The organism is bacterium (assembly GCA_030652805.1).
Taxonomy (GTDB): domain Bacteria; phylum JAHJDO01; class JAHJDO01; order JAHJDO01; family JAHJDO01; genus JAHJDO01.
Genome location: JAUSPT010000071.1, coordinates 12012 through 37405, shown reverse-complemented (window position 1 = coordinate 37405; position 25394 = coordinate 12012). Strand labels below are relative to the sequence as shown.

Sequence of the window (25394 nt, the reverse complement as noted above, 5' to 3'; positions counted from 1 at the left end):
AATGATATTTTCTGCCTTATTTATATTGTTCTATTATTGCATCTAATTTTTGAGCAGACATCCGTCCATGGATATCTTTGCCAACCATAATGACAGGAGCTAATCCGCAGGCCCCTAAACATCTTTGCGCTCCAAGAGAAAATCTTCTATCTTCAGTAGTTTCACCGATCTTGATACCAAGTTTTTTCTCAAGCGCTTCTAATATTTTTTTTGCGCCTCTGACATAACAAGCCGTACCCAAACATACAGTAATAGTATGCCTGCCGGTAGGAGAGGTTTTAAAATAGGAATAAAAAGTAACCACTCCCGTAACTATACTTACCGAAATATCCATTTCCATTGCTACAAAATTTTGCACTTCAAGGGAAAGATATCCAAAGATTGTTTGAGCCATGTGGAGAACAGGAATTAAATAGCCTTTTTTATCCTTGCTTTTATCAATGAACTCTTTAAGCTGGCTATATTTCTGTTCACTGGTAAGTTCCTTTTCTTTGCAAAGGCATTCCATAATTATTTTCCCTTAGAAAAAAGATATCTTTCTACAATCTGACCATTTAGAATATGCTTCTCAAAGATTTCTTCCGCAGCCTTTAAGTCAACCTTTCCATAAACCACGGGTTCCTTATCTTCTATGTAAATTTGGATCATAGGTTCCTGCTCACAAAATCCAGCACAACCGGAAGTAGTGATTACAATATCGTCCCTATTGCTCTTTTCAATAAGATCCACCAGAGTGTTCATCGTTTGCCTTGCTCCGGCAGCAATACCACAGGTTGCCATGCAAACAACAATTCGAACTTTGTGTTTTCCCGACCGCATCTGAAGATTTTTCTTTACTTTATCCCTTATCTGCTTTAGTTCTTCTAAGTTTTTCATAGCTCTCCTTTATGTAAGATTAAAAATTGCCGAATTGTGTGTTAATACCAATTCTTGTAAGTTCTTTGTCAATAGATTGATAAACAAAATCCTGTATTTCTTTATACTGTATATCAGAACAGCCCATAGTATCTCTAATTTCTTTTGTATTAAGAACTTGTTCGTTTTTGCTTTTTTTTCTCTCTATTAAAACCTCAAAATCAACCCCTGGCCATGAACGTAGAGCATCAACAAAAACCTTTGCCAAATTACCGAATGGCTTTGCATCAATATGAGATATATCTGTCTCAAATTCAAGGAATGTTCCATTGTCTTCTAATCTAGAAATCCTGAGAAATCCGTTTGTATTTTCTGCTGTCTTCTTCAAAAGCGGAAGGCCCAACCCAACTTTTCGTTCCTTTCTGGATGTTACAAAAGGATCAGTCACGTCTTCGCTTTTAATACCTCTGCCATTATCTTTTATTTCACAAAAAAATCGCTTATTACACAGTCCCAATGTAACTTTAATTTCCGTCGCCTCAGCCGTCACTGAATTTTCCAGAATGTCAAATAAATGGTCTGCTAAATCTTTCATTGTTTATTTTCCCCAAAAAAATCTTTTAAAGATGAAAAATCGCTGATTTCTTCATTGATATCTTCCATAAAAAAAAGTCCTATGTCATCGATAGCATGACTGTCAGAACCTGCTATTACAGGAAACCCTTCCCAAACGTCTGTCAAATGAAAACTTTCTTTTCCCCATTTAAATTTGGAAATCTCCACCGCATCAAAATTTGCTTCCGGATCTAAAAAACCCAATTGGCTGAGCATGCTGAACCTATCTTTATCAATATGCGCAGGAACCGCTATACCCCCAAGGTTATGAATAAAATCAACAAGATTATCTAATCCCATATCCAGAGCTGTCTGTCTTAATTTGTTATCAAGCCCAACGATCTCTCCATTTAGATCATAACGTACCTGATGCCCAAAAATTTTTGGATTATTACTTGCTTTTGGTAAACAACTATCTATTTTCTTTTCTAATTTTAACAAAGTCTCTACATTCGGGAAATATGCCAGAAGATGTACTTCTTCTCTGGTTGTTAGCTCAACACCGGGGATAACTGCAATCGAGTCTTTTTTACTTAACTGACAGGCTGCAATTGAATGCTTAACAGCATTATGGTCAGTTATAGAAACAACATTTAAATTTCTTTTTAATGCCATATCTAAAATCATCCTTGGCGACATTTCATCCGCGCAACAAGCTGAAAGCGCAGAGTGCATATGCAAATCAATCCTTTTCAGTTTTTAACCTCCAGCATGCCATATATTTCTCCGCAAATCGCAAAGGAATCCTTTCCCGTTCTCAGTAAATTAATCTTCTCTTCTTTGGCTTTTTCAATTACTTCAGGTTCAACTTGTACATTATTGGTAAATATTATTGCCCGAATATCCTTAATGAGAGCAACTGCGATACTGTTTTTATGTGCCTGTATAGTAACCCAAATACAATTCTGAGCAGCATGAGCCATAACATTAGACATTAAATCGCCGCAATATCCTGTCTCAATTTCACAATCCGAACATACAGCAATTTTTTCTAATTTGCATTTATCAATAATCTTAGATAGCCTCATTTCCCTCTCCTAAATTAATTTTTGCTTTTAAGATTGTCCCTGCCTTTAAACAAGATTTTATCTCTAAATTGTCAGAACAACGTTTTATATTAGGAAGTCCCATGCCGGCACCAAAACCTAATGCCCTTATCTTTTCTGATGCTGTGGTAAACCCTGGTTTTAGTGCCAGTTTAACATCAGCAATCCCAGGGCCTTTATCATAAGCACAAATTGCAATATTATTACCATCTAGTTTAATAGTGATATTTCCTCCTAAGGAATGAAGGCAAATATTCATTTCAGCTTCATAGCAGACTATAGCAATCCTGCGAATAATATCTTTACTAATTCCTAGGTTTTGAAAGTACTTTTTGGTTATGCTGGCTGCTCTACCAGCATTATCAAAATCATCTCCCTTAACTTCAAATTGTAGCGGTTTTTTGGCAATTTCCCTTATTAAATTTTTAGAAATCTGGGTGTTTTTTGCTTCTCTCTCCTCAACTTCTTCAGCAATTGAATGAACTACAACTAACAATCTGTTTAAAATATCACTAAGAGTTATTATCCCTGCAACTTTTCGGCTTTTTGAAGATTCGGTAACAGGAAGTCTTCCCACCTTAAATTTTTCTAACCTGTTAATTGCAGAAATTACCGAAAAATTCTTGGGGATAGTGATTACATTTCTGGTCATATAATCACTAATTTTATTATCTACGTAGTTCTTATCAAAAGCTGTAATGATATCATCGATACTTACAATGCCTACAAGATTTTTTTTAGCATCAATTACAGGGACTCCTGAAATTTTTTTCTCCTTGAGTGCTAATTGAATTTCTCTGAAAGTAGCATTTTCATTAAAGAACAGTAAGTTTTTTGACATTGCTTCCTTGACCTTGATTTCATATATCAACTCATTAGCCAGTGTTAATTTTTCCTTAGAATGATTATATATATTCATTTATTCTTTTCTTTACTAAGTTCCTCAGTTATTTTCCTGCAAGAATCAAACATTGATTTATCTGTCATCAGGAGAGGAATATGATGAGATTTTGCCAATCCGATTGCCTCCTGAGGAGGAAGTTTCCCTCTTACAAAGACAATAGCAACCGCGCCTGTTATCTCAGCCGTTCGGACAACTTGTTGAGAAGTCAGTCCTGTTAAAAGCAAATAGTTTTCCTTTTCATAAGCCAGAACATCACTTAAAAGATCACTTGCTGCAAAATCCAAAATTCTCTTCCCAAGACAATTTTCACAACACAATATTTCAGCCTCCAAAATGCGGACAATATCTCTAATTTTCATAACAATTTCCTTTTTGATAAATAATAGGACAACATTTCCAGCTTTTCGCACAACGCCACGTTAACTACTGTTATTCCTGAGGGGACTTTAAGTTCTATTGGAGCAAAATTCAATATTCCCTTAATCCCTCCTTTAATTAACTTATTAGCAGCGGACTGCGCCACAGGGGAAGGTGTTGCAATAATACCTACCTTGATCTTCTTATTTTTAATTTCACTGCTAATATTTTTCTCATCTCGTATTTTTAATCCATTTTTTATCTTTCCAACCTTTTCATGATCATTATCAAAAATAGACTCTATTATAAAACCACGTTCCTTAAATCCAGGATATGATAATAAGGCCTGTCCTAGATTGCCAACGCCTGTTAAGGCCACAGGAATTCTTTTATGCAAACCCATTATCCTCGTAATTGCCCTGTGAAGCATTGAAACATTGTATCCCATTCCAGGTGTTCCGAATTGGCCAAAATATACAAGATCTTTTCTCACTTGAGCAGAGTTGAGTCCAGCTCTTTCCGCAAGTTCGCGAGAAGAGACAGTTGTAAAACCTGCGTCCATTATTCCCATTAAAATCCGCCTATATATGGATAATCTTTCTACTGACTTTCTCGGAATTTTGTAGCTTTCCATCTTAGTTCCTTGTGATAAACTTCACAAATCCTGTGAATATTATCACTAACTAAATTTGTTGTCAATACGGTGTCAAGCTAAAATAACCGGACAAAAAAGGCATTATTTTGCTGGATTGATTGAATGATTGCTTGTATAATAGTTTCATATGTAAGGGGTATACACAGGAGGTATTATGCATAAGATTAAGAGAGCACTGGTAAGCGTGTCTGATAAAACAGGGATTGTGGATTTTGCTAACCAATTGGACAAAATGGGCATAGAGATACTCTCAACAGGAGGCACAAAAAGAGCGCTTGAAGAAGCAGGAGTATCTGTAAAAGGAGTGTCTGAATTTACAGGTTTCCCTGAGATGCTTGACGGCAGAGTGAAGACGCTGCATCCTAAAATCCATGGAGGACTTCTTGCTCTTCGAAATAGTCCTGAACACATGGAACAGGTTAAGAATTATTCTATTGAACTTATAGATATGGTTGTAGTGAATTTGTATCCATTTCAGAAGACCATAGCCAAGGAGGGGACCTCTCTTGAAGAGGCGATAGAAAATATTGATATTGGAGGCCCAACAATGCTTCGCAGCGGAGCAAAAAACTACAAGGATGTTGCTGTTGTAGTGGACCCAGATGATTATGCATTCATTATTGATGAGCTTAAAAATTCAGGGGAAATATCTCTTAAGACAAGAGAGAATCTAGCTGTTAAAGTATTCAGGCATACCGCAGATTATGACAGCGCTATAGACAAATATCTCAGCGAAAACCTGTCTAAAGAAAAAATACTAAGACTTAAATTTACACAAGGAGTACCTTTAAGATATGGGGAGAATTCGCATCAGTCAGCTACTTTTTATATAAATAGAGATTGTGCAGAATCAAACCTTGCCACAGCAAAAATTTTGCATGGTAAAGAGATGTCTTATAACAATTATGTAGACGCAAACGGTGCTTTTGAAGCAGTAAAAGATCTCAAAGAGCAAATCGGAGCCGTTGTGGTGAAACATACAAATCCATGTGGATATGCGACAGGCAGGACCTTAAAAGAGGCTGTTGAAAGAGCATGGATGGGAGATCCAATATCTGCTTTTGGCTCAATTGTTGCTGTTACAAGAAAACTTGATTTTGAGACTGCAAAATTTCTAAAAGGAAAGGATACAAAGCACCTGACCTATGCGAAACAGGGTGATAAGTATGTGCCAGAGGAGGTTAAAACAAAGCATGTGGAGGTTATAATAGCTCCAGGATATGATAGAAATGCTTTAGAGCTTTTAAAGTCCGAAGGTAAGGTATTGCGAATTCTTGAAGTAGCGCCTCTTGAGGTGGGTGAGCATGAAAGATTTACATATAGAAAAATTGTAGGCGGTATACTTGAGCAAGACAGAGACTTGAAAGTTTTTGATACATTTGATGTTCCGACAAAAGCATTGTTTCCTGACAATAAAAAAGAGTTGGCTAAGTTTGCATATAAGGCGTGCAAACATACTAAGTCCAACGCGATTGTTCTTTGCAGGGAATATATGCCTAGATATTTTCAGGTGTTAGGTATGGGCGCTGGTCAGCCAAACAGAGTCGATTCTTTGCGTAAGTTAGCAGTTGCCAAAGCAATGGAAAATCTACAGATTGAATATGACATGCTGAAACCGGAAGGATCATTAGATGATTATGTAAAAAGAGTAATGTCAGAACTGGTGCTTGCTTCTGATGCATTTTTTCCATTTTCTGATACTGTTGAAGAAGCGGCTGAGTTTGGTATTCGCTATATTATCCAGCCAGGCGGGTCAAAACGGGATGATGCCTCAATATCCAAGGCTGACGAGCTTGGTATAGCCATGGCATTTACCGGAATGCGGCATTTTCTACACTAGAATAATTATGCTATGAAACATAAAAATGTGCTGGTTATCGGAGCGGGAATAGCAGGCATTATTTCAGCTTTAGAGATTGCAGATAGGGGAATAACTGTTCATTTAGTAGAAAAAAATTCTTCAATAGGCGGACATGTTCAAAGATTTTGTTGTAAAGCTGTAGATGATGTTTGTACAAAATGTGGGGCTTGCCTTCTAAAGGATAGAAGAGACAGAATAAAGATTCATCCTAATGTCAAGATATATTTAGATTCAGATATCTCCGATATTTTAAGATCCAAATCTAACTTTTCCATTCAAATAAAGCAGGGTAATAAAAACAGCTCTGTAGAGGCAGATGCAATAGTCATTGCAACTGGTTTTACTCCATTTGATGCAAGGGAAAAAGGCAGATTTGGCTACGGAAGAATCCCTTATGTTTTTACAGGTCTGGATATTGAGGAGCACTTCAAAGAAAAGGGAGAATTTAGGCTCTTGGGTGACATCCCAAAGCGAGCGGCATTCATACAGTGCGTTGGGTCCAGGGATCCGCACTTAAACAAGGGCTATTGTTCAAGAGTATGCTGTCGTTATGCCTTGAGACTCGTCATGATGCTCAGAGAAGCCTTTCCTGAAATTAAGGTAGATGTTTTCTATATGGATATCCAGTCTTCAGGCAAAGAATTCAATATGTTATATGACCAATGTAAGGATGATTCAAAAATAGAGTTTATAAAGAGCATACCAACAAGAGCGCAAGAAATTCCTGAGACTAAATCAGTAAGGGTTTTGTATGAAGAAGTAACAAAGGCTAAACTTGTTAAGAGGGATTATGATCTTCTTGTTCTCTCTATAGGCGTAACGCCATCAGAGGATAATCGGAGAATTGAGAGTCTTCTTGGGATCAATACAGACGAGTTCGGTTTTTTTGAACCTGTTGATGATTTTTCTACAAGAACAAATGTTCAAGGTGTTTTTCTCTCAGGTACATGTGAAGGGCCAAAGAGCATATCAGAATCTATTCGGCACGCAGAGAAAACTGCAATAGATGTGATGGAGTACTTGTGAACAGACGAATTAGAGTAAACGGAGGCATTCTTATAATTGGTGGAGGCATTGCAGGAATAACTGCTGCAATATACCTTGGGGAACAAGGGCATAAAGTAACTCTAATTGAAAGAGGAGAAATCCTGGGTGGCAGGTTAAATAATCTTTTTAGCATATATGGCATGGATATATGTGCGAAAGATTTTGTCTCTCAGCAAATATCAAAATTGAACAAATCCTCAAATATAACCGTGCTTACCTCTACAGAATTAATAGAGGCCAAAGGATATGTTGGAAGCTTCAATTCAATATTAAAAATTAAAAACTCAAAATTAATTAACGTTAAGCATGGGGCAGTTATTATTGCAACAGGAATTAATATATCCACGCCAAAGATGGATTGCAATTCTCAAAGGATAATCAATCATACCCGTCTTGAAGATTGCATTGCAGATAGCAAGATAAGAAGATTGTCAAAAGTCGTATTTCTATGTGATTTTGACAAGGAGGATTCTCAAATAATAGCATTATCTATACTAAAAAATGCTTTGCTTCTCAGAGAAAAATTAAGATGTGAGGTATTTGTAATATCCCGCAATATAAAAGTTGCTGGTAAGAAATTTGAGCAATCATATACGGATGCCAGAGAAAAAGGAGTTGTATTTATAAAGCCTCTTAAGTCTCAGATGAAAATATCTCCATATAACAACCTAATATTTGTTGAACTTAGCTCAACAGATTCTGCTGTAGAGGGAATAGACATAAGAGATCTTCAACTGAAGTGTGACTGGCTGGTAATTGGGGAAAATATTCTTCCCAGCCAGGGCACAGAAGAGCTCTCGGGTATACTTGGTGTTGAGAGAGATAAACAAGGGTTTTTTCAGAATAATAATGTTCACTTTATGCCAAATTTGTCAAATAGGAAAGGCATATTCTTTGCTGGAGCATGTCATATTGATGCCGGGCTGAATGATATATTAGATGATTCGTTAACAGCTGCATATGCTGCTCATAACCTGATTGCAAAGAGTGCGATAGAAATTGATGAGAAGACAGCAGAAGTAGATGAGGAAAAATGCGCGCTTTGTCTCACATGCCTACGTTCATGTCCTCATAAAGCAATAGATATAGAGTTCTCTCGCGAAGCAGGCAAGAAAGCTGCAAAGATTATTGAAGAGGCATGTTTTGGATGTGGAATCTGCACATCTCTATGTCCCTCAAGAGCAATACAGCTCAGGGAATATGAGGATGAGAAGATACTTGAGCTTATAGGGTGATTTTGTAATGACATATAAACCAAATATTACTGTCTTCTGCTGTGAGAATTCAGTTTATGAAACTGCGTTAAGTGTTAGTAAACACCACAGCAATATTCAAGTTATAAAGGTTCCATGTTCCGGGAAGATTAGTAGTATTCATATACTTAAATGTTTTGAATCCGGGAAGGATATGGTTATAGTAATTGCATGCATAGAAGAAGCATGTCACTTTATAAATGGAAATATAAGAGTAGAAAAAGTTGTGGAGGCCACTTGTAATATGTTGAAGGAATTGGACATTGAGGATAAACGCTTGCAAATTCTCAACTTTGCACCTAATATGGAAGAGAAATTCCGTAGTGCTTTTGGGGATGTAATGTTACAGGCTTCAGAGCTTGGGCCAATATACAAGAAATGGAAGAAAGGAGGTGTTTGAAGAAAAAGCTGCTAAAGATTATGGAGTTGTAAGGTAATAACATAATGGAAAAAGGAGGAGTGAAATGAAGAAGTTTTTAGCTACGTTAATAGTAATAACACTAGTTTTTTCTGCAAGTCTTGCTGCATTTGCTCAGGAAGAAGAATCATTAATAGGGCAATCAAATCAGGCAACCAGGGAGTTACTCTTTATGCCGACATGGCTGCCGGCACCCATTATTGCGCCGTTTGTATCAATCCCATGGAAGCTGTTTACATGGAGAGCTAAACCAGAGGATTACCCTTTAAGGCCTAATCTTTATCGCGAAAAAGAGAAAAAGACTATATTTGAGGTTCTTATAGCTACTCCTATAATAGCTGCAGAATCGCTTGTTACAGGTCTTGTGTGGGGCGTTCCGCTTGGCATATGGGAGATGATAAGATGGGGAAAACCCGGATATTTTGGACGCACTATTCAGATTGCACACAATAAATGCTATGAGTTTCATATAAGATTTCTGAATCAGGCAGGATACTAAACATATGTCTGCAAAGATTATAGATGGTAAGGCGATTGCTGCTCAGATGCAAGAAGAGATGAAGATTGAGGTGGAGAGCCTTAAGAACAAATATAATCTAATTCCCGGACTTGCTGTTGTCCTGATAGGAGATAATGCTGCTTCCAGAGTCTATGTCAATATGAAAAAAAAGGCGTGCCAAAAGCTTGAAATATACTCTGAAGAGCACAAACTGCCACGAGAAACTCCAGAACAAGACCTGCTAGAACTTATTAATAAGCTCAATGCAAATGAGAAGGTTCATGGCATTCTTGTTCAGCTTCCCCTGCCGGACCATATTGATGAAGATAAGGTTCTTAACGCTATTGATCCATCAAAGGATGTTGACGGCTTTCATCCGGTAAATGTGGGCAATCTTGTTATTGGCAAGCCTTCCTTTCTGCCATGCACTCCATATGGCATTCAGCAGCTTCTTCTTAAAAGCGGCATCCAGATTGAAGGGAAACATGTTGTTGTAGTTGGCAGGAGTAATATTGTAGGCAAACCTGTTGCGCTAATTCTGCTTCAAAAAGCGCAAGGTGCTAATGCAACAGTCACTGTATGCCATTCACGAAGCGGGGACTTGTCTTACTATACCAAACAGGCGGATATATTAATTGCTGCTATTGGAAGAGCAAGGATGATAAAGGGAGATATGGTTAAACATGGCGCAGTGGTTATAGATGTGGGAGTTAATCGGGTTGATGATTCAAGCTCAGAAAGGGGATACAAACTTGTTGGGGATGTGGATTTCGAGGAAGTAAAAGAAATAGCGAGTGCTATTACACCTGTTCCGGGCGGCGTTGGGCCTATGACAATTACAATGCTTATGCATAATACTATAAAAGCTGCGAGAATGCAGAGATCTATAAGATGATAGTTGCTGATAGGAAGCCTATTCAGGAAATTCTGGATATGCTTGGAGATTGTGAGAAGTTGCTTATTGTTGGCTGTAACGCTTGTGTAGCCATTTGTATGGCAGGTGGAGAAAAAGAGGTCTCTGAACTTGCTTCTTTAGTTAAAATAGCAAAGAAGAAACAAGGTAAGCCCATAGAAATTACAGAACAAGTTACAGAACGTCAGTGTGAGGAGGAGTTTGTTAAAGAAATAGAGAGTGAAATTAAAGGACATGATATTATACTGTCAATGGCTTGTGGAATAGGAGTGCAGCTCATTGCAAAGATGTATGAAGGGAAACTAGTTTATCCCGCGCTTAATCCAAAGTTTATGGGTTTGCCTGAAGAACAGGGACAATGGACTGAAACATGTGCTGGATGTGGAGACTGCAGGCTGGCAGATTTTGGCGGCATATGCCATATCGCCAGGTGTTCGAAAAGCCTGCTTAATGGTCCATGCGGAGGATCAGTAGATGGTAAATGCGAGGTGGATCCGGATAATATTGATTGTGCATGGCAATTAATCTATGACAGAATGAAACTCCTTGGACAACTTGATAAACTCCTAAAAATAGAGCCTGCAAAAAGCTGGAAGACCTCAAGAGACGGAGGCCCCAGAAAAGTCATAAGGCAGGATGTAAGAGAATAATAGTTTATGAAATCAGGAAGTAATCTTGAAACCGTTTTAACTTCAGGCAAGTTCGCTATTACTGCAGAATTAGGGCCTCCTAAAAGCGCAAATAAAGAGTTTGTTATAAAACGGGCGCAGATATTAAAAAACTATGTAGACGCAGCAAACCTTACTGACAATCAAACTGCAATAGTCAGAATGTCCAGTATAGCCGCAGGTAGAATAATTCTGGATCAGGGTATTGAGCCTGTAATTCAAATGACCTGTCGGGATCGCAACAGGATCGCTATCCAAAGCGATGTTCTTGGCGCAGCTGCATTAGGAGTGAAAAATATTCTCTGTATTACTGGCGATCATCAGTGTTTTGGAAATCATCCCGATTCAAAAAATGTGTTTGATATAGATTCCATACAGCTTGTAAGTCTCTTGAAGATGATGAGGGATGAACAAAAGGTTTTAGGCGGTGATGCGATAAAAACGCCTCCCCAAATCTTTATAGGCGCAGCAGCAAATCCTTTTGCAGATCCTCTGGAATTCAGAGTTATAAGACTTGAGAAAAAGATAAAAGCTGGAGCGGATTTTATTCAAACACAGTGTATATTTGATATGAACAGGTTTTCTGAATGGATGAAAATGGTGGAGGATAAAGGATTAGACAAGAAGACGCACATTCTCGCGGGTGTCACTCCCATTAAATCATATAATATGGCAAAGCATATGGCTGAAAACGTATCAGGGGTTAGTGTGCCTCAGGAAATCTTGAAACGTATAGAGAGCGCTAATGACCCTAAGGAGGAAGGTATAAATATATGTATTGAAACCATAGAAGAGTTGAAAAAGATAAAAGGTGTTCATGGTATTCACATAATGGCAGTTCAGTGGGAAGAAGTAGTGCCCGAGATCGTAAAAATGGTCGGATTATTTCCAAGACCATAAATATAATTTTGAATTTTTAATTAAGGGAAACAAGGGCAAGTGAAAGATAAAATTAGTTCTGATGAACTTGATAAAAACTTTAAATATGAGGTAGGTGCGCAGCCAGGTGGAGAAAATATTAAAAAATGCTTTTCCTGTGGCACATGTACTGCAGGATGTCCTGTGAGTGAAGTAGATGAGGAGTTCAATCCAAGAAAAATTATTCGCATGGTACTGCTTGGCATGAAGAAAGAGGTACTCTCCTCTAAAGTAATCTGGTATTGCTGTAGCTGTTATACATGCTACGCGCAATGCCCACAGAATGTTAAATTTACAGATATTATGGCAGTGCTCAGGTACCTAGCAATAAAGGAAGGTCATGTTAGGAAGGATTTTTTAGATAAGGTGTATAACATTGATAATCTGGCACAAAAAATAAGACTTGATATTATTAAGTGTCTTACAAAAGAACAACCAGTTGATAAAGCAGGAGAGAATATAACAGCTAAAGTCAAAGAGTTCATAAAATCTCAGGGGTAAAAAAACATGCCATTGCAGGTCATTATAAATTTCTTTTTGTTAGTAACATTAATTGCAATGATTGTAATAAATATATTCCTTTTATTGAAAAAGCGGGAGAATATTACAGAAACAAAATATCACGGTGTGCTTGAGAAACTTAATAAGGATCTTCAAGAACATGTTGATGAGCTTTCCAGTAAGGTTAAGCAGTTATCAGCAATACAAAGCATAAGCAGCGTTTTTGTATCATCAGGAAACCTTGAACAAATTCTGAGTAAGGTTATTAATGTGGTAACAAAGGCACTTGATTGCAAAGTGGGAAGCATAATGATTTTTAATAAGGATAAAAACCTATTGAGCATAAAAGCGGCTGTTGGTTTAGGGGATGAAATAATAGAGAGTACCAGAATAAAACTGGGAGAAGAAAAAGAAATCTCTGGATGGGTGGCGCAGGAAAGGCAGCCTTTGCTTATAGAAGATATTGAAAAATCAAGATTTTCAGGAACAAATAATCCTATATACAAGGGAAAATCTCTATTATCTGTTCCTATAATTTCAAAAGGAGAGCTGCTTGGAGTTATAAACTGCACAAATAAAAAAAACAGCAAATCATTCACTCAGGATGAATTGGATTCTTTGATAGCTATTGCAAGTCAGGCTGCTATATTAATTGAGAATGTTCGCGCGTATCATGATGTTACCAAAAAAGCAAAAGAGCATTCTACTTTATGTAGTGTTAGTGAAAAAATCAACCTTTCACTTAATCTGCAGAAGACACTGGATTACATTGCAAAAATGGCAACAGAGATAACGAATACTGAGTCATGTTCTTTGAGACTGCTGGATGATGAGAACAAGAACAAGCTTCTAATTCGTGCCGGGCACAATCTGAGTGGTGAATATATGAGAAAAGGACCGTTGGAAATGGGAGAAGGTGTTGGAGGTTATGTTGCAGAGCATGCGGAGCCGATTGCAATATGCGATATTCGAAAAGACAAAAGGGTAGATTATAATGAATTTCTAAAAAACGAGGGGTTAGTGGCACTGCTTTCTGTCCCAATAAAATCTAAGATTCGAGTGATAGGTCTAATCAGTGTTTACAAAAAATCCCCACATGAATTTGAGCAGAATGATATTGACTTACTGAGTGCGTTTGCAAATCATATTTCGGTTGCCATAGAGAATGCCAAGCTTTACGATACCATTAAGAAAAATTATTTAGAAACAATAGAGACCCTTGCTCTTACGATCGAAGCAAGGGATCTATACACTCGCGGTCATTCAGAACGTGTTACAAATTATGCTATTGGCATAGCAAAGGAACTCAAGGTAGAAGAGGAACTATTAAAAATTATTAGATATGCAGGGCGGTTGCATGATATTGGGAAGATTGCTATCCCGGACGGAATATTAAACAAGCCAGACAAATTAACCACTGCAGAATTTGCAGAGATTAAGACACATCCAACAAAAGGAGCAGAACTCGTAGAACCGCTGGAGTTCCTCAAAGATGCAGCTCCATTAATAAGACATCATCATGAACGTTTTGACGGAAGGGGTTACCCCGATGGTCTTGAAAAAATGAACATCCCACTTATTGCAAGAATTCTGGCAGTTGCAGATTCCTTTGACGCAATGACATCCAGAAGACCCTACAGACAGAAACCAATGAATGAAGATCAAGCTATTGAGGAACTCAAGAAGAATAAAGGAACACAATTCGACCCAGAAGCAGTAGATGCCTTTATAAAGATAATTAAGCAGAGATAATATACTAGCTCCATGTCAAATAAACAAAAAAACAAGCCTGTAGCTTCAGTAATGGTAGTTGGTGCAGGAATCGGGGGCATACAGGCGTCTTTGGATCTTGCTGAGTCAGGGTTTAAGGTTTATCTTGTGGAATCGTCGCCAACAATTGGCGGCGTAATGGCTCAGCTTGATAAAACCTTCCCCACTAATGATTGCTCTATGTGCATAATGTCCCCTAAACTGGTTGAGTGCGGCAGGCATCTCAATATAGAGAACATTACATATTCAGACATAGAAAATATTTCCGGTCAGGCTGGCAATTTTATGGTACGTATCAGGAGGAAATCCAGATTTATAGATACAACAAAGTGTACCGGATGCGCTGAATGTGAAGATGTATGTCCTGTAAAGGTTCCTGATGAGTTCAACCAGGAATTAGTGTCTCGTAAAGCTATTTACAGACCGTTTCCACAGGCATATCCAAATGCATATACAATTGAGAAAAATGATATTTCTCCATGCAGACTTGCCTGTCCTGCAGGGGTCAATCCACATGGATACATTGCGCTTATTTCTGCAGGCAAGTATAAAGAGGCGCTTGATCTTGTAAGAGAGAGAATTCCTTTTGCTGCAGTGTGCGGCAGGGTTTGTCATCATCCATGTGAAGCACAATGCAAAAGAGGAGAATATGATCAGCCAATTGCTATAAGATCTCTAAAACGCTTCCTTGCGGATTGGGAAGGGAAAAATAGGATTAAGGATTCAGGATTAAGGATTAAGGAAAAGCAACGAAGAAAGAAGGAAAAAGTTGCAATTATTGGTTCTGGACCAGCTGGCTTGAGCTGTGCTTATGATCTAGCACGAGAAGGATATCCTGTTACAGTATTTGAAGCATTGCCTGTTGCAGGTGGAATGCTTGCAGTAGGCATACCTGAATATCGCCTACCTAAAAATATATTAAACAAAGAAATTAGAATGATTCAGGACCTGGGCGTTGAGATAAAAACAAATATCTGCATAGGAGATAAAATCAGTTTTAGCGACTTAAAAAACAAAATGGGATATAAAGCTGTGTTCATTGCAGCAGGTGCTCATAAGGGGCTTAAGCTGGGTATTCCCGGTGAAGGGATGCGAGGCGTATTGGATTGCGTGGCATTTTTGAGAGAGGCAAATCTTGGAAAGCTTAAACAAGTTAAAGGGAAAGTTGTTGTTATAGGAGGAGGAAATGCAGCTGTGGATTCTGCCAGAACTGCCCTGAGACTGGGAGCCAGTAAAGTGACAATCATATACAGGCGCACTAGACTAGAAATGCCTGCAGATGAGGAGGAGATAAGAGCAGCAGAGAAAGAAGGAATTGATATTATCTATTTAGCCGCTCCGTTGAGAATAGTTGGAGAAAAGAGCGAAGCTCGCAAGGTTGTTTGTCAAAAAATGAAGCTTGGTGAACCTGATGACAGTGGAAGAAGAAGACCTGTCCCGATACCCAAAACTGATTTTATTGTTGAGATAGATATGTTAATACCTGCTATAAGCCAATCCCCAGACCTGTCTTTTATCTCAGAAGACCATGGCATAGTTATCAGCAAATGGAAGACAATTGATGCTGAGGCTGACACCTGCCAGACCGCTAAAGGAGGCATATTCGCAGGCGGAGATGTTACCAGCGGACCAGGCACGGTTATAGAGGCAATTGCAGCTGGGAAGAAAGCAGCTGTATCAATAATGGGATATTTACATGGGGTAAAATTAACATACAAAACGGTTCAGGGTAATCCAAGCGATCCGGATGTTGGAGATTATCTTACACCTGAAAACAGAGTGAGAATGCCAGAGCTTAATATTAAACCGAGGGTTAAAAATTTCTCTGAAGTTGAGCTTGGATTCTCAGAAGAAGACGCAAAGAGAGAAGCGGAAAGATGTCTTAATTGCGGAATTTGTTCCGGGTGCGGTGAATGTGAAAAAATATGTCAGGCAAATGCAATAGACCATGACATGAAAGATGAATTTGCACATATAAATATTGGCTCAATAATTCTTGCGCCGGGCTTTGAGGAATTTAATCCGCAATTGAAATATGATTATGGATATAGCAGATTTAAAAATGTAATAAGCAGTATTCAATTTGAGAGAATTTTATCTGCTTCAGGGCCTTACGAAGGGCATCTGTTAAGACCTTCTGACAGGAAATCGCCAAAGAGAATTTCTTTTCTTCAATGCGTTGGTTCAAGAGATGTTGACTGCAAAGCTGGATACTGCTCTTCTGTGTGTTGCATGTATGCTATAAAAGAAGCAATTATAGCAAAGGAACATAGCAGGGAGAAACTGGATATTGGTATTTTCTTCATGGATATGAGGGCGTATGGCAAGGACTTTGACAAATATTATGAAAGAGCAAAAGCTGAATATGGCGTAAGATTTATAAGATCAAGAGTTTCAGAAGCAGTTGAAAATAAAAACACAGGTAATATTACATTAAGATATGTCAATGAAGAGGGAAATATATTCTTTGAGGAATTTGATCTTGTTGTTCTTTCAGTAGGGCTGAAGCCTTCTAAGAAGATTTCCAATCTTGCAAGAAAAATTGGCATTAAGCTTAATCAATATAATTTTTGTGATACAAGAGACTTTCTTCCCCTGCATGCCTCTAAACCTGGAATATTTGTATGTGGGGCATTTAGCGGTCCAAAGGATATTCCTGAGACTGTAATGGGAGCAAGTGGAGTTGCAGCTGCAGCTGCAGAGCCGTTATCTGGTGTACGTGGTGCATTAATAAAAGAGAAAGCATATCCAAAAGAGCTTGATATCCGTGGACAGGGACCCAGAATAGGTGTTTTTGTATGCCATTGCGGTATTAATATTGGCGGTGTGGTGGATGTTAAAGAGGTTGTTGAATATGCAAAAACACTTTCAAATGTTGTGTATGCTGATGAGAATTTATATACATGCTCCCAGGATACTCAACAAATAATTAAGGATAAGATTAAGGAGCATGGCTTAAACAGGGTAATCGTTGCTTCCTGTTCCCCGAGAACACACGAGACTCTATTTCAGGAGACAATTAAAGAAGCCGGGCTGAATCCTTATTTATTTGAAATGGGGAATATCAGGGATCAATGTTCATGGGTACATATGAAGCAGCCCAGAGAGGCTACAGACAAAGCAAAGAATTTGGTTAAAATGATTGTAGCAAAATCGCGCTTTAAACGTCCTCTTGAGAGGATAGCATCAGATGTAGTGCAGCAAGCTCTTGTTATTGGCGGAGGTGTAGCTGGCATGACTGTTGCGCTGTCAATAGCAAACAATGGGTTCCAAACACATCTTATTGAAAAAGAAGCTGAACTTGGAGGGAATTTAAAGAATATTCATTTTGATATAAGTGGACAAGAAATCAGGAACAAATTGGAAAATCTGAAAAGACAGGTTAAGAATAATAAGCATATAAACGTCTATTTAAACTCGCATGTCGGAGAAATTGAAGGATATGTGGGAAACTTCAGTTCAAAATTAAAAATTAATAATTCAAAATTAATGGAAGTTAAGCATGGAGTTGTTATTGTTGCAACAGGAGCAGAGGAATATAAGCCAACAGAATATCTGTATGGGAGAGATAAACGAATTGTTACGCAAAAAGAATTGGAACATATGATATCCTGTTCTAATATTAACTTGGATGCCAAGAAGTCTATTGTAATGATTCAGTGTGTTGGCTCAAGAGATGACGAGAGACCTTATTGCAGCAGAGTCTGTTGCCAGCAGGCAATAAAGAACGCACTCCTATTAAAGAAAATAAATCCTGAGATTGAGATTTATATTCTGTACAGAGACATGAGAACATACGGATTCTATGAAGATGCATACAGAGAAGCAAGGGATAGAGGGGTGATTTTTATAAGATACAACGATGATGAGAAACCGGATGTTAACCTGGATAATAAGAAGAAATTAATTGTTTCTGTTAGGGATATAATCGTTGGAAAGCAGATGGATTTAAATACAGATTTATTGGTTTTGAGTGCAGGAATTATACCTAATCCTGAAAATATAGAGCTCTCACAAATGATGAAAGTGCCATTAAATGAGGATAGGTTCTTTCTTGAGGCGCACATGAAACTCCGTCCTGTTGATTTTTCGACTGAAGGTATTTTTATGTGCGGTCTTGCTCACGGGCCAAAAAATATAAGGGAAAGTATTATTCAGGCATATGCAGCAGCAGGCAGAGCATGTACTGTATTGAGTAAAAAACAGATTTTTGCAGAGGGTACTATTTCTGTTGTTGATGAGAGTAAATGCGACGGTTGCGGATTATGTGTTGAAGTATGCGCTTATAAGGCAATAGAGATTAATGAGGAGCGCAATATTGCTATTGTAAATTCTACCTTATGTAAAGGATGTGGAGCATGTTCTGCATCATGCAGACCAAACGCAATAACCATTAGCGGTTTTACAGATGAACAAATTCTTGCGCAGATTGACGCGCTGTAGAGAATAAAAGATGAATAAGAATTCAAAATTTAGAGCTAAAAGCTGGCAGCCAAAGATAATTGCTTTTCTCTGTAACTGGTGTTCATACGCAGGAGCTGATCTGGCTGGAATAAGCAGACTGCAGTATCCGCCTAATGTGCGGATTATCCGTGTACCATGCTCAGGCAGAATGAATCCTCTATATATAATCAGATCTCTTCAACATGGAGTTGACGGGGTTTTGGTTTCAGGCTGTCATCCGGGAGATTGTCATTATCTAACAGGTAATTATCATGCTAGAAGAAAGTTTGCTATCATAAATAGCTTGCTTCAATATGTTGGCATTGAGCCGGGAAGAATACATTTCTCATGGGTGTCTGCTTCTGAAGGCGGCAAATTTGCAGAAGTTATAAAAGAGGTAACAGAGGAAGTCAAAAAACTCGGCCCTGCAAAGAAGCTGGTAAAGGAAATATGAAAGATAAAAAAATACAGGACATCGCTAGAAAACTTCTTAAAGAGAAAAAAGTAGATGTTGTTATTGGTTTTGAAAAAGGGACACTTCCTTCGTGTGTAGCTCCGTGTTTTATAAAAAGCCCTGATCAGGCGGATAGACTTATATGGAACTCGTTTTGCGGGAATAATCTGGCAAATTATCTGCCAAAACGCAAGGATAAAATTGGGATTGTGGCTAAAGGGTGTGATTCAAGATCCATAGTAGTTCTTATTCAGGAAAATCAGATAAAACGGGAGCAATTATATATTATTGGCATACCATGCGAGGGAATGACTGATAAGAACAATGTGCTTCATGATTACTGTCTTATATGCGAACATAAGAACCCTGTAATATATGATGTGCTTGTTGGAGAGAAAGTTAAAGAAAACAAGAAGAAAGATAAGTATAAAGAGGTTGAAAAGTTTGAAAAAAAATCTTCTTCTGATAAGTGGCAATATCTTGAGTTAGAATTATCAAAATGTATAAGATGTAATGCGTGCAGAAATGCGTGTCCGACATGTTATTGCAAGGAATGTTTTATTGATCAGGAAAAACCAAGATGGGTTGGCACAACTAATAATCTCTCTGATATTATTTTCTTTCATCTTGGACGCATTTTCCATCAAGCTGGAAGATGCACAGATTGTGGAGCATGTGTAAGAGCATGTCCAATGAATATAGACCTGAGGCAGTTCACTCAGAAGATTACAAAAGACGGGGAAGCACTTTTTGACTATGAAACAGGGCTTGATATAGAGATTAAACCTCCATTTACAACATTTAAAGAGGATGACAGCCAGGATTTTATAAAATGAAAAACAAGATATTAGCAAAAAAAGATTTGCCGAAATTTATCAGTAAGCTTGTTAAAGAGTATGATTTCTTTGCTCCTGTAAAGAAAGAGGAAGGTATCCTTTTCTCAAAGATTGATAAAGCAGATGAGATATGCCTTTCCTATTCAAATACAAAAAATTCTGTGAAGGAGTTTTTACTCCCTCAATCAGAGGAACTTTTCAGATTTGTCAAAAAAGGAAACAGTAATGAGATTACAGATCTAAAGCGAAAAAAGAGACAAAGTCTCCTATTTGGGGTTCGTCCATGTGATGGAAAGGCCATTGCTATGCTGGATAAGGTATTTCTGGAGAATATAACTGATTCATATTACAAAAGCAGGCGAAAAAACACTCTCATTATAGGTATGGCATGTAATGAGCCCGGGCAGACATGTTTTTGTACGTCTGTTGAGGGAGGCCCTTTTTCAATTGAGGGACTTGATGCGTTGTTTGTTGAACTGGAAGAAAAGCATCTTATTATTCCTGTAACAAAACAGTGCGAGAAGCTTTTTGTGCATCTTGATAATGCTTCTCAGGAAGATATCAAGGAAGCAGAGGAGCTTAAAAAGAACGCAGAAAAAAGACTAAAACCTGTTTTTGAAATAAAAGATATAAATAAAAAATTGCATGGAATGTTTGAGTCTCCAATCTGGGATGAAATTCACGAGAAATGCATAAAATGCGGTATATGTACATATCTGTGTCCGGCTTGTTACTGCTTTGATATTCAGGATGAAACTATAGGAGAGAAAGGTTGTAGGGTGAGGAATTGGGATTCGTGTATGTTTCCGAAATTTACATCACATGTCTCTGGACATAATCCCAGAGCAACGCAAAAGGAAAGATGGCGGCAGAGAATTATGCATAAATTTGATTATTTAAAGACAAATGTGGGCGACTATGGATGTGTAGGCTGTGGAAGATGTGTAGAGTACTGTCCTGTTAATCTGGATATTAGAAAAACACTAAAAGATATACTGGAGTCGAAATGAATAATCCCTATTTGCCTATACCTATGATAATTAAAAGAATAACGAATGAAACGACAGCTAAGGATATTAAAACATTTGAGCTTGCATTTCTAAACAAGGAAGATGAGAAAATTTTCTCATATTTACCAGGCCAGTTTGCAGAAATTTCTGTTTTAGGCGCTGGAGAAGCGCCAATAGGAATAGCATCATCTCCAACAGAGAAGGGGATTTTAAAGTTCACTGTTAAGTGGTATGAAAAGGGAGTGGTGACAAACGCTCTTCACAACTTATTTACAGGAGATGAAGTCGGGATTCGCGGCCCTTTTGGCAATAGTTTTCAGTCAAAAAATATTATAGGTAAAAGTGTCGTGGTTATAGGAGGCGGTTTTGCTTTTACAACCCTGCGTTCCTTAACTACATATATGATTCATCACAATAACAGAAACAAGTTCAAAAATATTACAGTTATCTATGGGGCAAGGAGTCCAGACGACCTAATTTATAAAAAAGAGCTGGAAGAATGGGCTGAAAGAGATGATGTAAAATTATACGTTACCGTTGATAAAGGAGATAAAGGCTGGAAGGGAAGAGAAGGGTTTGTCCCAACTGTTGTGGGAGAAGTCGCCCCCTCTGCTCAGGGGGCAGTGGCAATAATATGCGGACCGCCTGTAATGATAAAATTTACTATTCCAAAGCTTGTAGAATTAGGATTCTCTCCTGAGAATATATTAAACTCACTTGAAATGAGAATGAAGTGCGGTATAGGAAAGTGCGGCAGATGTAATATAGGCAATAAATACGTCTGTAAAGATGGCCCTATCTTCTCTCTGGCTGAATTAAATGATTTGCCTAAGGAATATTAACTGCATTTGTAGCGGTGCAGGGACTCGAACCCCGGACACAGAGATTATGATTCTCCCGCTCTAACCAGCTGAGCTACACCGCCATTTACCGTTCACAGAGCATTTACGATTATAGGGAAGATGAAAAATCCTGTCAAGTTTGATTTTGAGTAGAGCTTGCTTTATAATGAATTTATAAAATAGGGAGTTTTTTATGAAGGTTCTGGTTATTGGAAGTGGTGGACGTGAGCATGCACTTGTCTGGAAGATTGCTCAGAGTCTAAGAGTTTCTAAAATCTATTGTGCTCCGGGAAATGCTGGTATCAGTCAGAAAGCAGAATGTGTTCCAATAAAAGCTGAGAATATTTCTGAACTTATCCGTTTTGCAGAAGAGAAGGAAATCGATTTAACTGTGGTTGGTCCTGAAGCATCCCTTACAAAGGGGATAGTTGATGAATTTGAAAAAAGAAATTTAAGAGTCTTTGGTCCGTCAAAGGGTGCTTCTCAGCTTGAAGGAAGTAAGATCTTTGCAAAGGAGATAATGCTTGAAGCAGGAGTGCCAACAGGTAAGTGCGAAGTATTTGAGGATTCAGATAGAGCCGCACAGTACATAAAATCGCAACCTGTTCCCATTGTCGTAAAAGCTGACGGACTTGCTGCTGGGAAAGGCGTGATTGTTGCAAAAACAAAAGAAGAAGCATTAGAAGCGGTTGAACTGATAATGGTTAAAAGGGCATTTGGGAAAGCTGGAGATAAAATTATGATTGAGGAATGCTTAGTTGGAGAAGAGGCATCAATACTTGCATTCTGTGATGGAGAGAGTTTTATACCAATGGTCGCGTCTCAGGATCATAAAGCAATCTATGACGGAGATAAGGGGCCAAACACAGGAGGAATGGGAGCATATTCCCCTGCTCCGGTTATTAATGAAGATATGATGAAGACGATATCCTCGCAGGTCTTTCAACCCATAATAAATAAGATGGAAAAAAAAGGAATGTCATATAAAGGCGTTCTTTACGCAGGTCTTATGATTACAGAGAGTGGACTGAAAGTCCTTGAGTTTAATGTGAGATTCGGAGATCCTGAGACCCAGGTAATACTACCAAGACTAAAAACAGACTTAATTGATATTATGGAATCCTGTATAGATGGAAAGCTGAATGAAGCGAGTATTGAGTGGAGAAATGAGACGGCAGTATGTGTTGTGATAGCATCTGGAGGTTATCCGGGTCCATATAAGAAGGGAGAAAAAATAATAGGAATTAAACAAGCTGAGGAATTACAGGATGTAGTTGTATTTCACGCAGGCACAGTCTTAGCAGGAGTAGATATTGCAACCTCTGGCGGAAGAGTTCTTGGTGTAACAGCTCTTGGTGCTAATATTGAACAGGCTATTGATAAGGCGTATAAAGCAGTTGGAGAAATACATTTTAACAAGATGTATTTTAGGAGTGATATTGCAGATAAGGCACTGAAATATTTATAAGAAAGGGGACAAAACATGGCTAAAGCACAAGTGGGAATTGTAATTGGAAGTATCTCAGATAGAGAGTATATAATGGAGACATGTAAAATATTGGATTTTTTTGATATTCAATATGAATTAACAATATGTTCTGCGCATCGTACTCCTGCTAAAGCGGCAGAGTACGCTAAAAATGCTGCAAAGAATGGACTGGAAATAATAATAGCGGGAGCAGGCGCAGCAGCGCATCTCGGCGGAGTTCTAGCTTCTCATACACTTCTTCCTGTAATTGGAGTTCCAATCCCGTCTTCTGAGTTAAAAGGCGTAGATGCTCTGTATTCAACAGTGCAAATGCCAGGTGGAATTCCAGTTGCTACTATGGCTATTGGCAAGAGCGGAGCAAAGAATGCAGGCATACTGGCTGCGGAAATATTAGCTTTAAAAAATCCTTCTATTACAAAAAAGCTTAAAGAGTATAGAAAAGAGCTTGCTGATAAAGTTGAGAAGGATAATAAGAAACTAAAAAACTCCTAAGAATTTTTGCAATTCATCTATATTAAGACAATTTGAGCCTGTTCAATATTACACCTCAATTACGTCGCTACGCTTTCCAGTTCGAGCGTGCTGAAAGATGATATCCAGAGTTAAGACGATGTCATGCTCGATGACGTGGATAAGCACATTGTCATGCCCCATGTAAGTATTGCTACTCTCCATCCTGTAGCGGTTTTCTTTGGCCAACCCATAATAACGTTCAATACCAGTACGAAGTGGTTTGAGTCTTTTATACGCCCTTGATCCAGGAACAGCGGGTCCTTGCTTACGATAGCTATCTTTGAAACGTGTACGTGTCATCCAGCCGAAACGGCTTTTAGAATCTTCGTATGGGCACTTGAAGATTAACCGCTGTGAATCTTTCTTACAGATATGGTAACATGCAAACTTGGTGCGTTGATGATTGTATTCGATTCCTTTACGTCGAGTCGGATACCCAAAGGGACACAGTGGTGTTCCCTCAGTGCTGAAGCCACGACCATACTTCATAGAAGGTTTACGGATGATTATCGGCAGGAGATGAAACTCCGTATAGATGTCTCGATGTAAATCCTCCGAGTCATATCCAGAATCAAGGATGACACAACCAAAAGGAAACTCTGGGTATCGAGTGACAGCTTCCCACAAAACAGGCATGATATAAGTCTCATCGCTTTCATTAGCTGGAGCAAGCAAACTCACGATGGGAATCCCACTGACGGACATAACTGTGTGAGCCCGATGCCCAACAGGATATTTGTGCTTGTGGTGCGGTCTCCCAAAAGCAATGCTCTCGTCAGTAAAAAGCCAGTTGCCTTCTTTATCTTTTTCTCCTTTGGTGGATGCAACCGCTAAGAGAAAAGTTGAGTCTCCAATGAGAATGATCTTGTCTCCGAGCATCTCCGGAAGATTCTTCAGCGGTGGAGTAAGTAAGCCAGTCTTATATGCCTGAAAAACAAAGTGTCGATGAATACGTAAAAATCCTTCAGTTCCCAGTCGATGGCGAAGGGTGTTGAAGGTATTATGCGCAGGGATCTCATTAGAGTTTATCCCAACAGCATCACGATAGATTGGATTCTTAGCTAACTTTTCTGTGAGTTCTCTATCAGAAGAGATCCTCTCTTTAACCTTCAAGATACGCGAGAGTACCAAAGAGCTTGAGTAGCCTGTGGGTCCAGTCGAGTGATATTCGGAAAGGATTTCTCCAATAGTATGTTTGTCGATGCTACGAAAGTACTCCAGAAATTCCATCTCTTGTAGTGTGTATTTACGCGTCATACTTTGTACCTCCTGTTCAATATTGGCGTTCAATATTTCAGGAGCATACAGAACACACCCCATACACCACAACAATAAAAATATCATAGTGTTATGAGATTTCATGGGTTTTAACGACCTTCCAAAATGTTGGGTTACTTTCGCCATCTTGAGTGTAAAAAATTGGGTTACTTTTTCGATCTCTCACCTCGATAACGCCAAAAAAACGCCGTTTTGAGAGAATTTTTGGGTTACTCTCTAAAATCACCATCTCTAACCCCTTGCGTATTA

Annotated in this window: 26 protein-coding genes and 1 tRNA gene; 17 read left to right on the top strand and 10 right to left on the bottom strand. The window is 38.5% G+C overall.

Annotation, left to right across the window (positions count from 1 at the left end):
• Window positions 1-16: 16 nt before the first annotated feature.
• Genes nuoE through Q7J67_07455 form a run of 8 tightly spaced genes read right to left on the bottom strand, consistent with a single transcriptional unit; the run spans window position 17 to window position 4411 of the window.
• Window positions 17-508 carry an NADH-quinone oxidoreductase subunit NuoE gene (gene nuoE / locus Q7J67_07490; GenBank protein ID MDO9465121.1) on the bottom strand — a complete coding sequence of 164 codons (492 nt, stop codon included), beginning with the start codon at window positions 506-508 and terminating at the stop codon, window positions 17-19.
• Window positions 509-510: 2 nt separating this feature from the next.
• On the bottom strand, window positions 511-876 hold the full coding sequence (locus Q7J67_07485) for a (2Fe-2S) ferredoxin domain-containing protein (protein MDO9465120.1): 366 nt from the start codon (window positions 874-876) through the stop codon (window positions 511-513).
• 19 nt (window positions 877-895) lie between these two features.
• Window positions 896-1450, bottom strand: coding sequence for an ATP-binding protein (locus Q7J67_07480; GenBank protein ID MDO9465119.1), 555 nt, complete (start codon window positions 1448-1450; stop codon window positions 896-898).
• On the bottom strand, window positions 1447-2145 hold the full coding sequence (locus Q7J67_07475) for a hypothetical protein (GenBank protein MDO9465118.1): 699 nt from the start codon (window positions 2143-2145) through the stop codon (window positions 1447-1449). The genes Q7J67_07480 and Q7J67_07475 overlap by 4 nt, the downstream gene beginning before the upstream one ends.
• Window positions 2146-2162: 17 nt before the next feature.
• Complete coding sequence (locus Q7J67_07470) at window positions 2163-2498, bottom strand: DRTGG domain-containing protein (protein MDO9465117.1); 336 nt, start codon at window positions 2496-2498, stop codon at window positions 2163-2165.
• Window positions 2485-3435: a CBS domain-containing protein gene (locus Q7J67_07465; protein MDO9465116.1), complete on the bottom strand. Its 951-nt coding sequence runs from the start codon at window positions 3433-3435 to the stop codon at window positions 2485-2487. Before Q7J67_07465 ends, Q7J67_07470 begins: the two co-directional genes overlap by 14 nt.
• Complete coding sequence (locus Q7J67_07460; GenBank protein ID MDO9465115.1) at window positions 3432-3779, bottom strand: hypothetical protein; 348 nt, start codon at window positions 3777-3779, stop codon at window positions 3432-3434. Before Q7J67_07460 ends, Q7J67_07465 begins: the two co-directional genes overlap by 4 nt.
• Window positions 3776-4411, bottom strand: a complete 636-nt coding sequence (locus tag Q7J67_07455) for a redox-sensing transcriptional repressor Rex (protein ID MDO9465114.1) — start codon at window positions 4409-4411, stop codon at window positions 3776-3778. The genes Q7J67_07460 and Q7J67_07455 overlap by 4 nt, the downstream gene beginning before the upstream one ends.
• A 175-nt stretch (window positions 4412-4586) precedes the next feature.
• Between Q7J67_07455 and purH the strand changes: the two genes are divergently transcribed.
• The 15 genes from purH (at window position 4587) to Q7J67_07380 (ending at window position 21865) form a co-directional block, all read left to right on the top strand.
• Window positions 4587-6272, top strand: a complete 1686-nt coding sequence (gene purH / locus Q7J67_07450; GenBank protein MDO9465113.1) for a bifunctional phosphoribosylaminoimidazolecarboxamide formyltransferase/IMP cyclohydrolase — start codon at window positions 4587-4589, stop codon at window positions 6270-6272.
• A gap of 12 nt (window positions 6273-6284) precedes the next feature.
• Entirely contained in the window at window positions 6285-7319 is a 1035-nt protein-coding gene (locus tag Q7J67_07445; GenBank protein MDO9465112.1) for an FAD-dependent oxidoreductase, read from the top strand.
• The gene (locus Q7J67_07440) at window positions 7316-8575 is read left to right on the top strand and encodes an FAD-dependent oxidoreductase (protein ID MDO9465111.1); all 1260 of its coding nucleotides are present in this window, start codon (window positions 7316-7318) and stop codon (window positions 8573-8575) included. Before Q7J67_07445 ends, Q7J67_07440 begins: the two co-directional genes overlap by 4 nt.
• A 7-nt stretch (window positions 8576-8582) precedes the next feature.
• The gene (locus Q7J67_07435) at window positions 8583-8993 is read left to right on the top strand and encodes a hydrogenase iron-sulfur subunit (protein ID MDO9465110.1); all 411 of its coding nucleotides are present in this window, start codon (window positions 8583-8585) and stop codon (window positions 8991-8993) included.
• Window positions 8994-9057: 64 nt separating this feature from the next.
• On the top strand, window positions 9058-9510 hold the full coding sequence (locus Q7J67_07430; protein ID MDO9465109.1) for a hypothetical protein: 453 nt from the start codon (window positions 9058-9060) through the stop codon (window positions 9508-9510).
• A gap of 4 nt (window positions 9511-9514) precedes the next feature.
• A complete protein-coding gene (gene folD, locus Q7J67_07425) occupies window positions 9515-10405 on the top strand; it encodes a bifunctional methylenetetrahydrofolate dehydrogenase/methenyltetrahydrofolate cyclohydrolase FolD (protein ID MDO9465108.1) in 891 nt (296 codons plus the stop codon).
• Entirely contained in the window at window positions 10402-11073 is a 672-nt protein-coding gene (locus tag Q7J67_07420; GenBank protein MDO9465107.1) for a methylenetetrahydrofolate reductase C-terminal domain-containing protein, read from the top strand. Before folD ends, Q7J67_07420 begins: the two co-directional genes overlap by 4 nt.
• A gap of 6 nt (window positions 11074-11079) precedes the next feature.
• Window positions 11080-11991 carry a methylenetetrahydrofolate reductase gene (locus Q7J67_07415; GenBank protein ID MDO9465106.1) on the top strand — a complete coding sequence of 304 codons (912 nt, stop codon included), beginning with the start codon at window positions 11080-11082 and terminating at the stop codon, window positions 11989-11991.
• A 39-nt stretch (window positions 11992-12030) separates the two neighbouring features.
• Window positions 12031-12510: a 4Fe-4S dicluster domain-containing protein gene (locus tag Q7J67_07410; GenBank protein MDO9465105.1), complete on the top strand. Its 480-nt coding sequence runs from the start codon at window positions 12031-12033 to the stop codon at window positions 12508-12510.
• Between the two features lie 6 nt (window positions 12511-12516).
• On the top strand, window positions 12517-14262 hold the full coding sequence (locus Q7J67_07405) for a GAF domain-containing protein (protein MDO9465104.1): 1746 nt from the start codon (window positions 12517-12519) through the stop codon (window positions 14260-14262).
• A gap of 12 nt (window positions 14263-14274) precedes the next feature.
• Window positions 14275-18723, top strand: a complete 4449-nt coding sequence (locus tag Q7J67_07400) for an FAD-dependent oxidoreductase (protein MDO9465103.1) — start codon at window positions 14275-14277, stop codon at window positions 18721-18723.
• A gap of 10 nt (window positions 18724-18733) precedes the next feature.
• Window positions 18734-19177 (top strand): hydrogenase iron-sulfur subunit, encoded by a 444-nt coding sequence (locus Q7J67_07395; GenBank protein MDO9465102.1) that lies wholly within the window; start codon window positions 18734-18736, stop codon window positions 19175-19177.
• On the top strand, window positions 19174-20013 hold the full coding sequence (locus tag Q7J67_07390) for a 4Fe-4S binding protein (GenBank protein MDO9465101.1): 840 nt from the start codon (window positions 19174-19176) through the stop codon (window positions 20011-20013). Before Q7J67_07395 ends, Q7J67_07390 begins: the two co-directional genes overlap by 4 nt.
• Window positions 20010-21023, top strand: coding sequence for a 4Fe-4S dicluster domain-containing protein (locus Q7J67_07385; protein MDO9465100.1), 1014 nt, complete (start codon window positions 20010-20012; stop codon window positions 21021-21023). The genes Q7J67_07390 and Q7J67_07385 overlap by 4 nt, the downstream gene beginning before the upstream one ends.
• A complete protein-coding gene (locus tag Q7J67_07380) occupies window positions 21020-21865 on the top strand; it encodes an FAD/NAD(P)-binding protein (GenBank protein ID MDO9465099.1) in 846 nt (281 codons plus the stop codon). The genes Q7J67_07385 and Q7J67_07380 overlap by 4 nt, the downstream gene beginning before the upstream one ends.
• Before the next feature lie 9 nt (window positions 21866-21874).
• Here Q7J67_07380 and Q7J67_07375 read toward each other — a convergent pair.
• Window positions 21875-21948, bottom strand: a tRNA-Met gene (locus Q7J67_07375).
• A 110-nt stretch (window positions 21949-22058) separates the two neighbouring features.
• On the opposite strand from Q7J67_07375, the gene purD reads away from it, so the two are divergent.
• Together purD and purE are read left to right on the top strand one after the other, a co-directional pair.
• Window positions 22059-23333, top strand: coding sequence for a phosphoribosylamine--glycine ligase (gene purD / locus Q7J67_07370; GenBank protein ID MDO9465098.1), 1275 nt, complete (start codon window positions 22059-22061; stop codon window positions 23331-23333).
• Window positions 23334-23348: 15 nt separating this feature from the next.
• Window positions 23349-23846: a 5-(carboxyamino)imidazole ribonucleotide mutase gene (gene purE, locus Q7J67_07365; protein MDO9465097.1), complete on the top strand. Its 498-nt coding sequence runs from the start codon at window positions 23349-23351 to the stop codon at window positions 23844-23846.
• A gap of 48 nt (window positions 23847-23894) precedes the next feature.
• On the opposite strand, the gene Q7J67_07360 is transcribed toward purE, so the two are convergent.
• Window positions 23895-25271 (bottom strand): transposase, encoded by a 1377-nt coding sequence (locus tag Q7J67_07360; protein ID MDO9465096.1) that lies wholly within the window; start codon window positions 25269-25271, stop codon window positions 23895-23897.
• Window positions 25272-25394 lie beyond the last annotated feature (123 nt).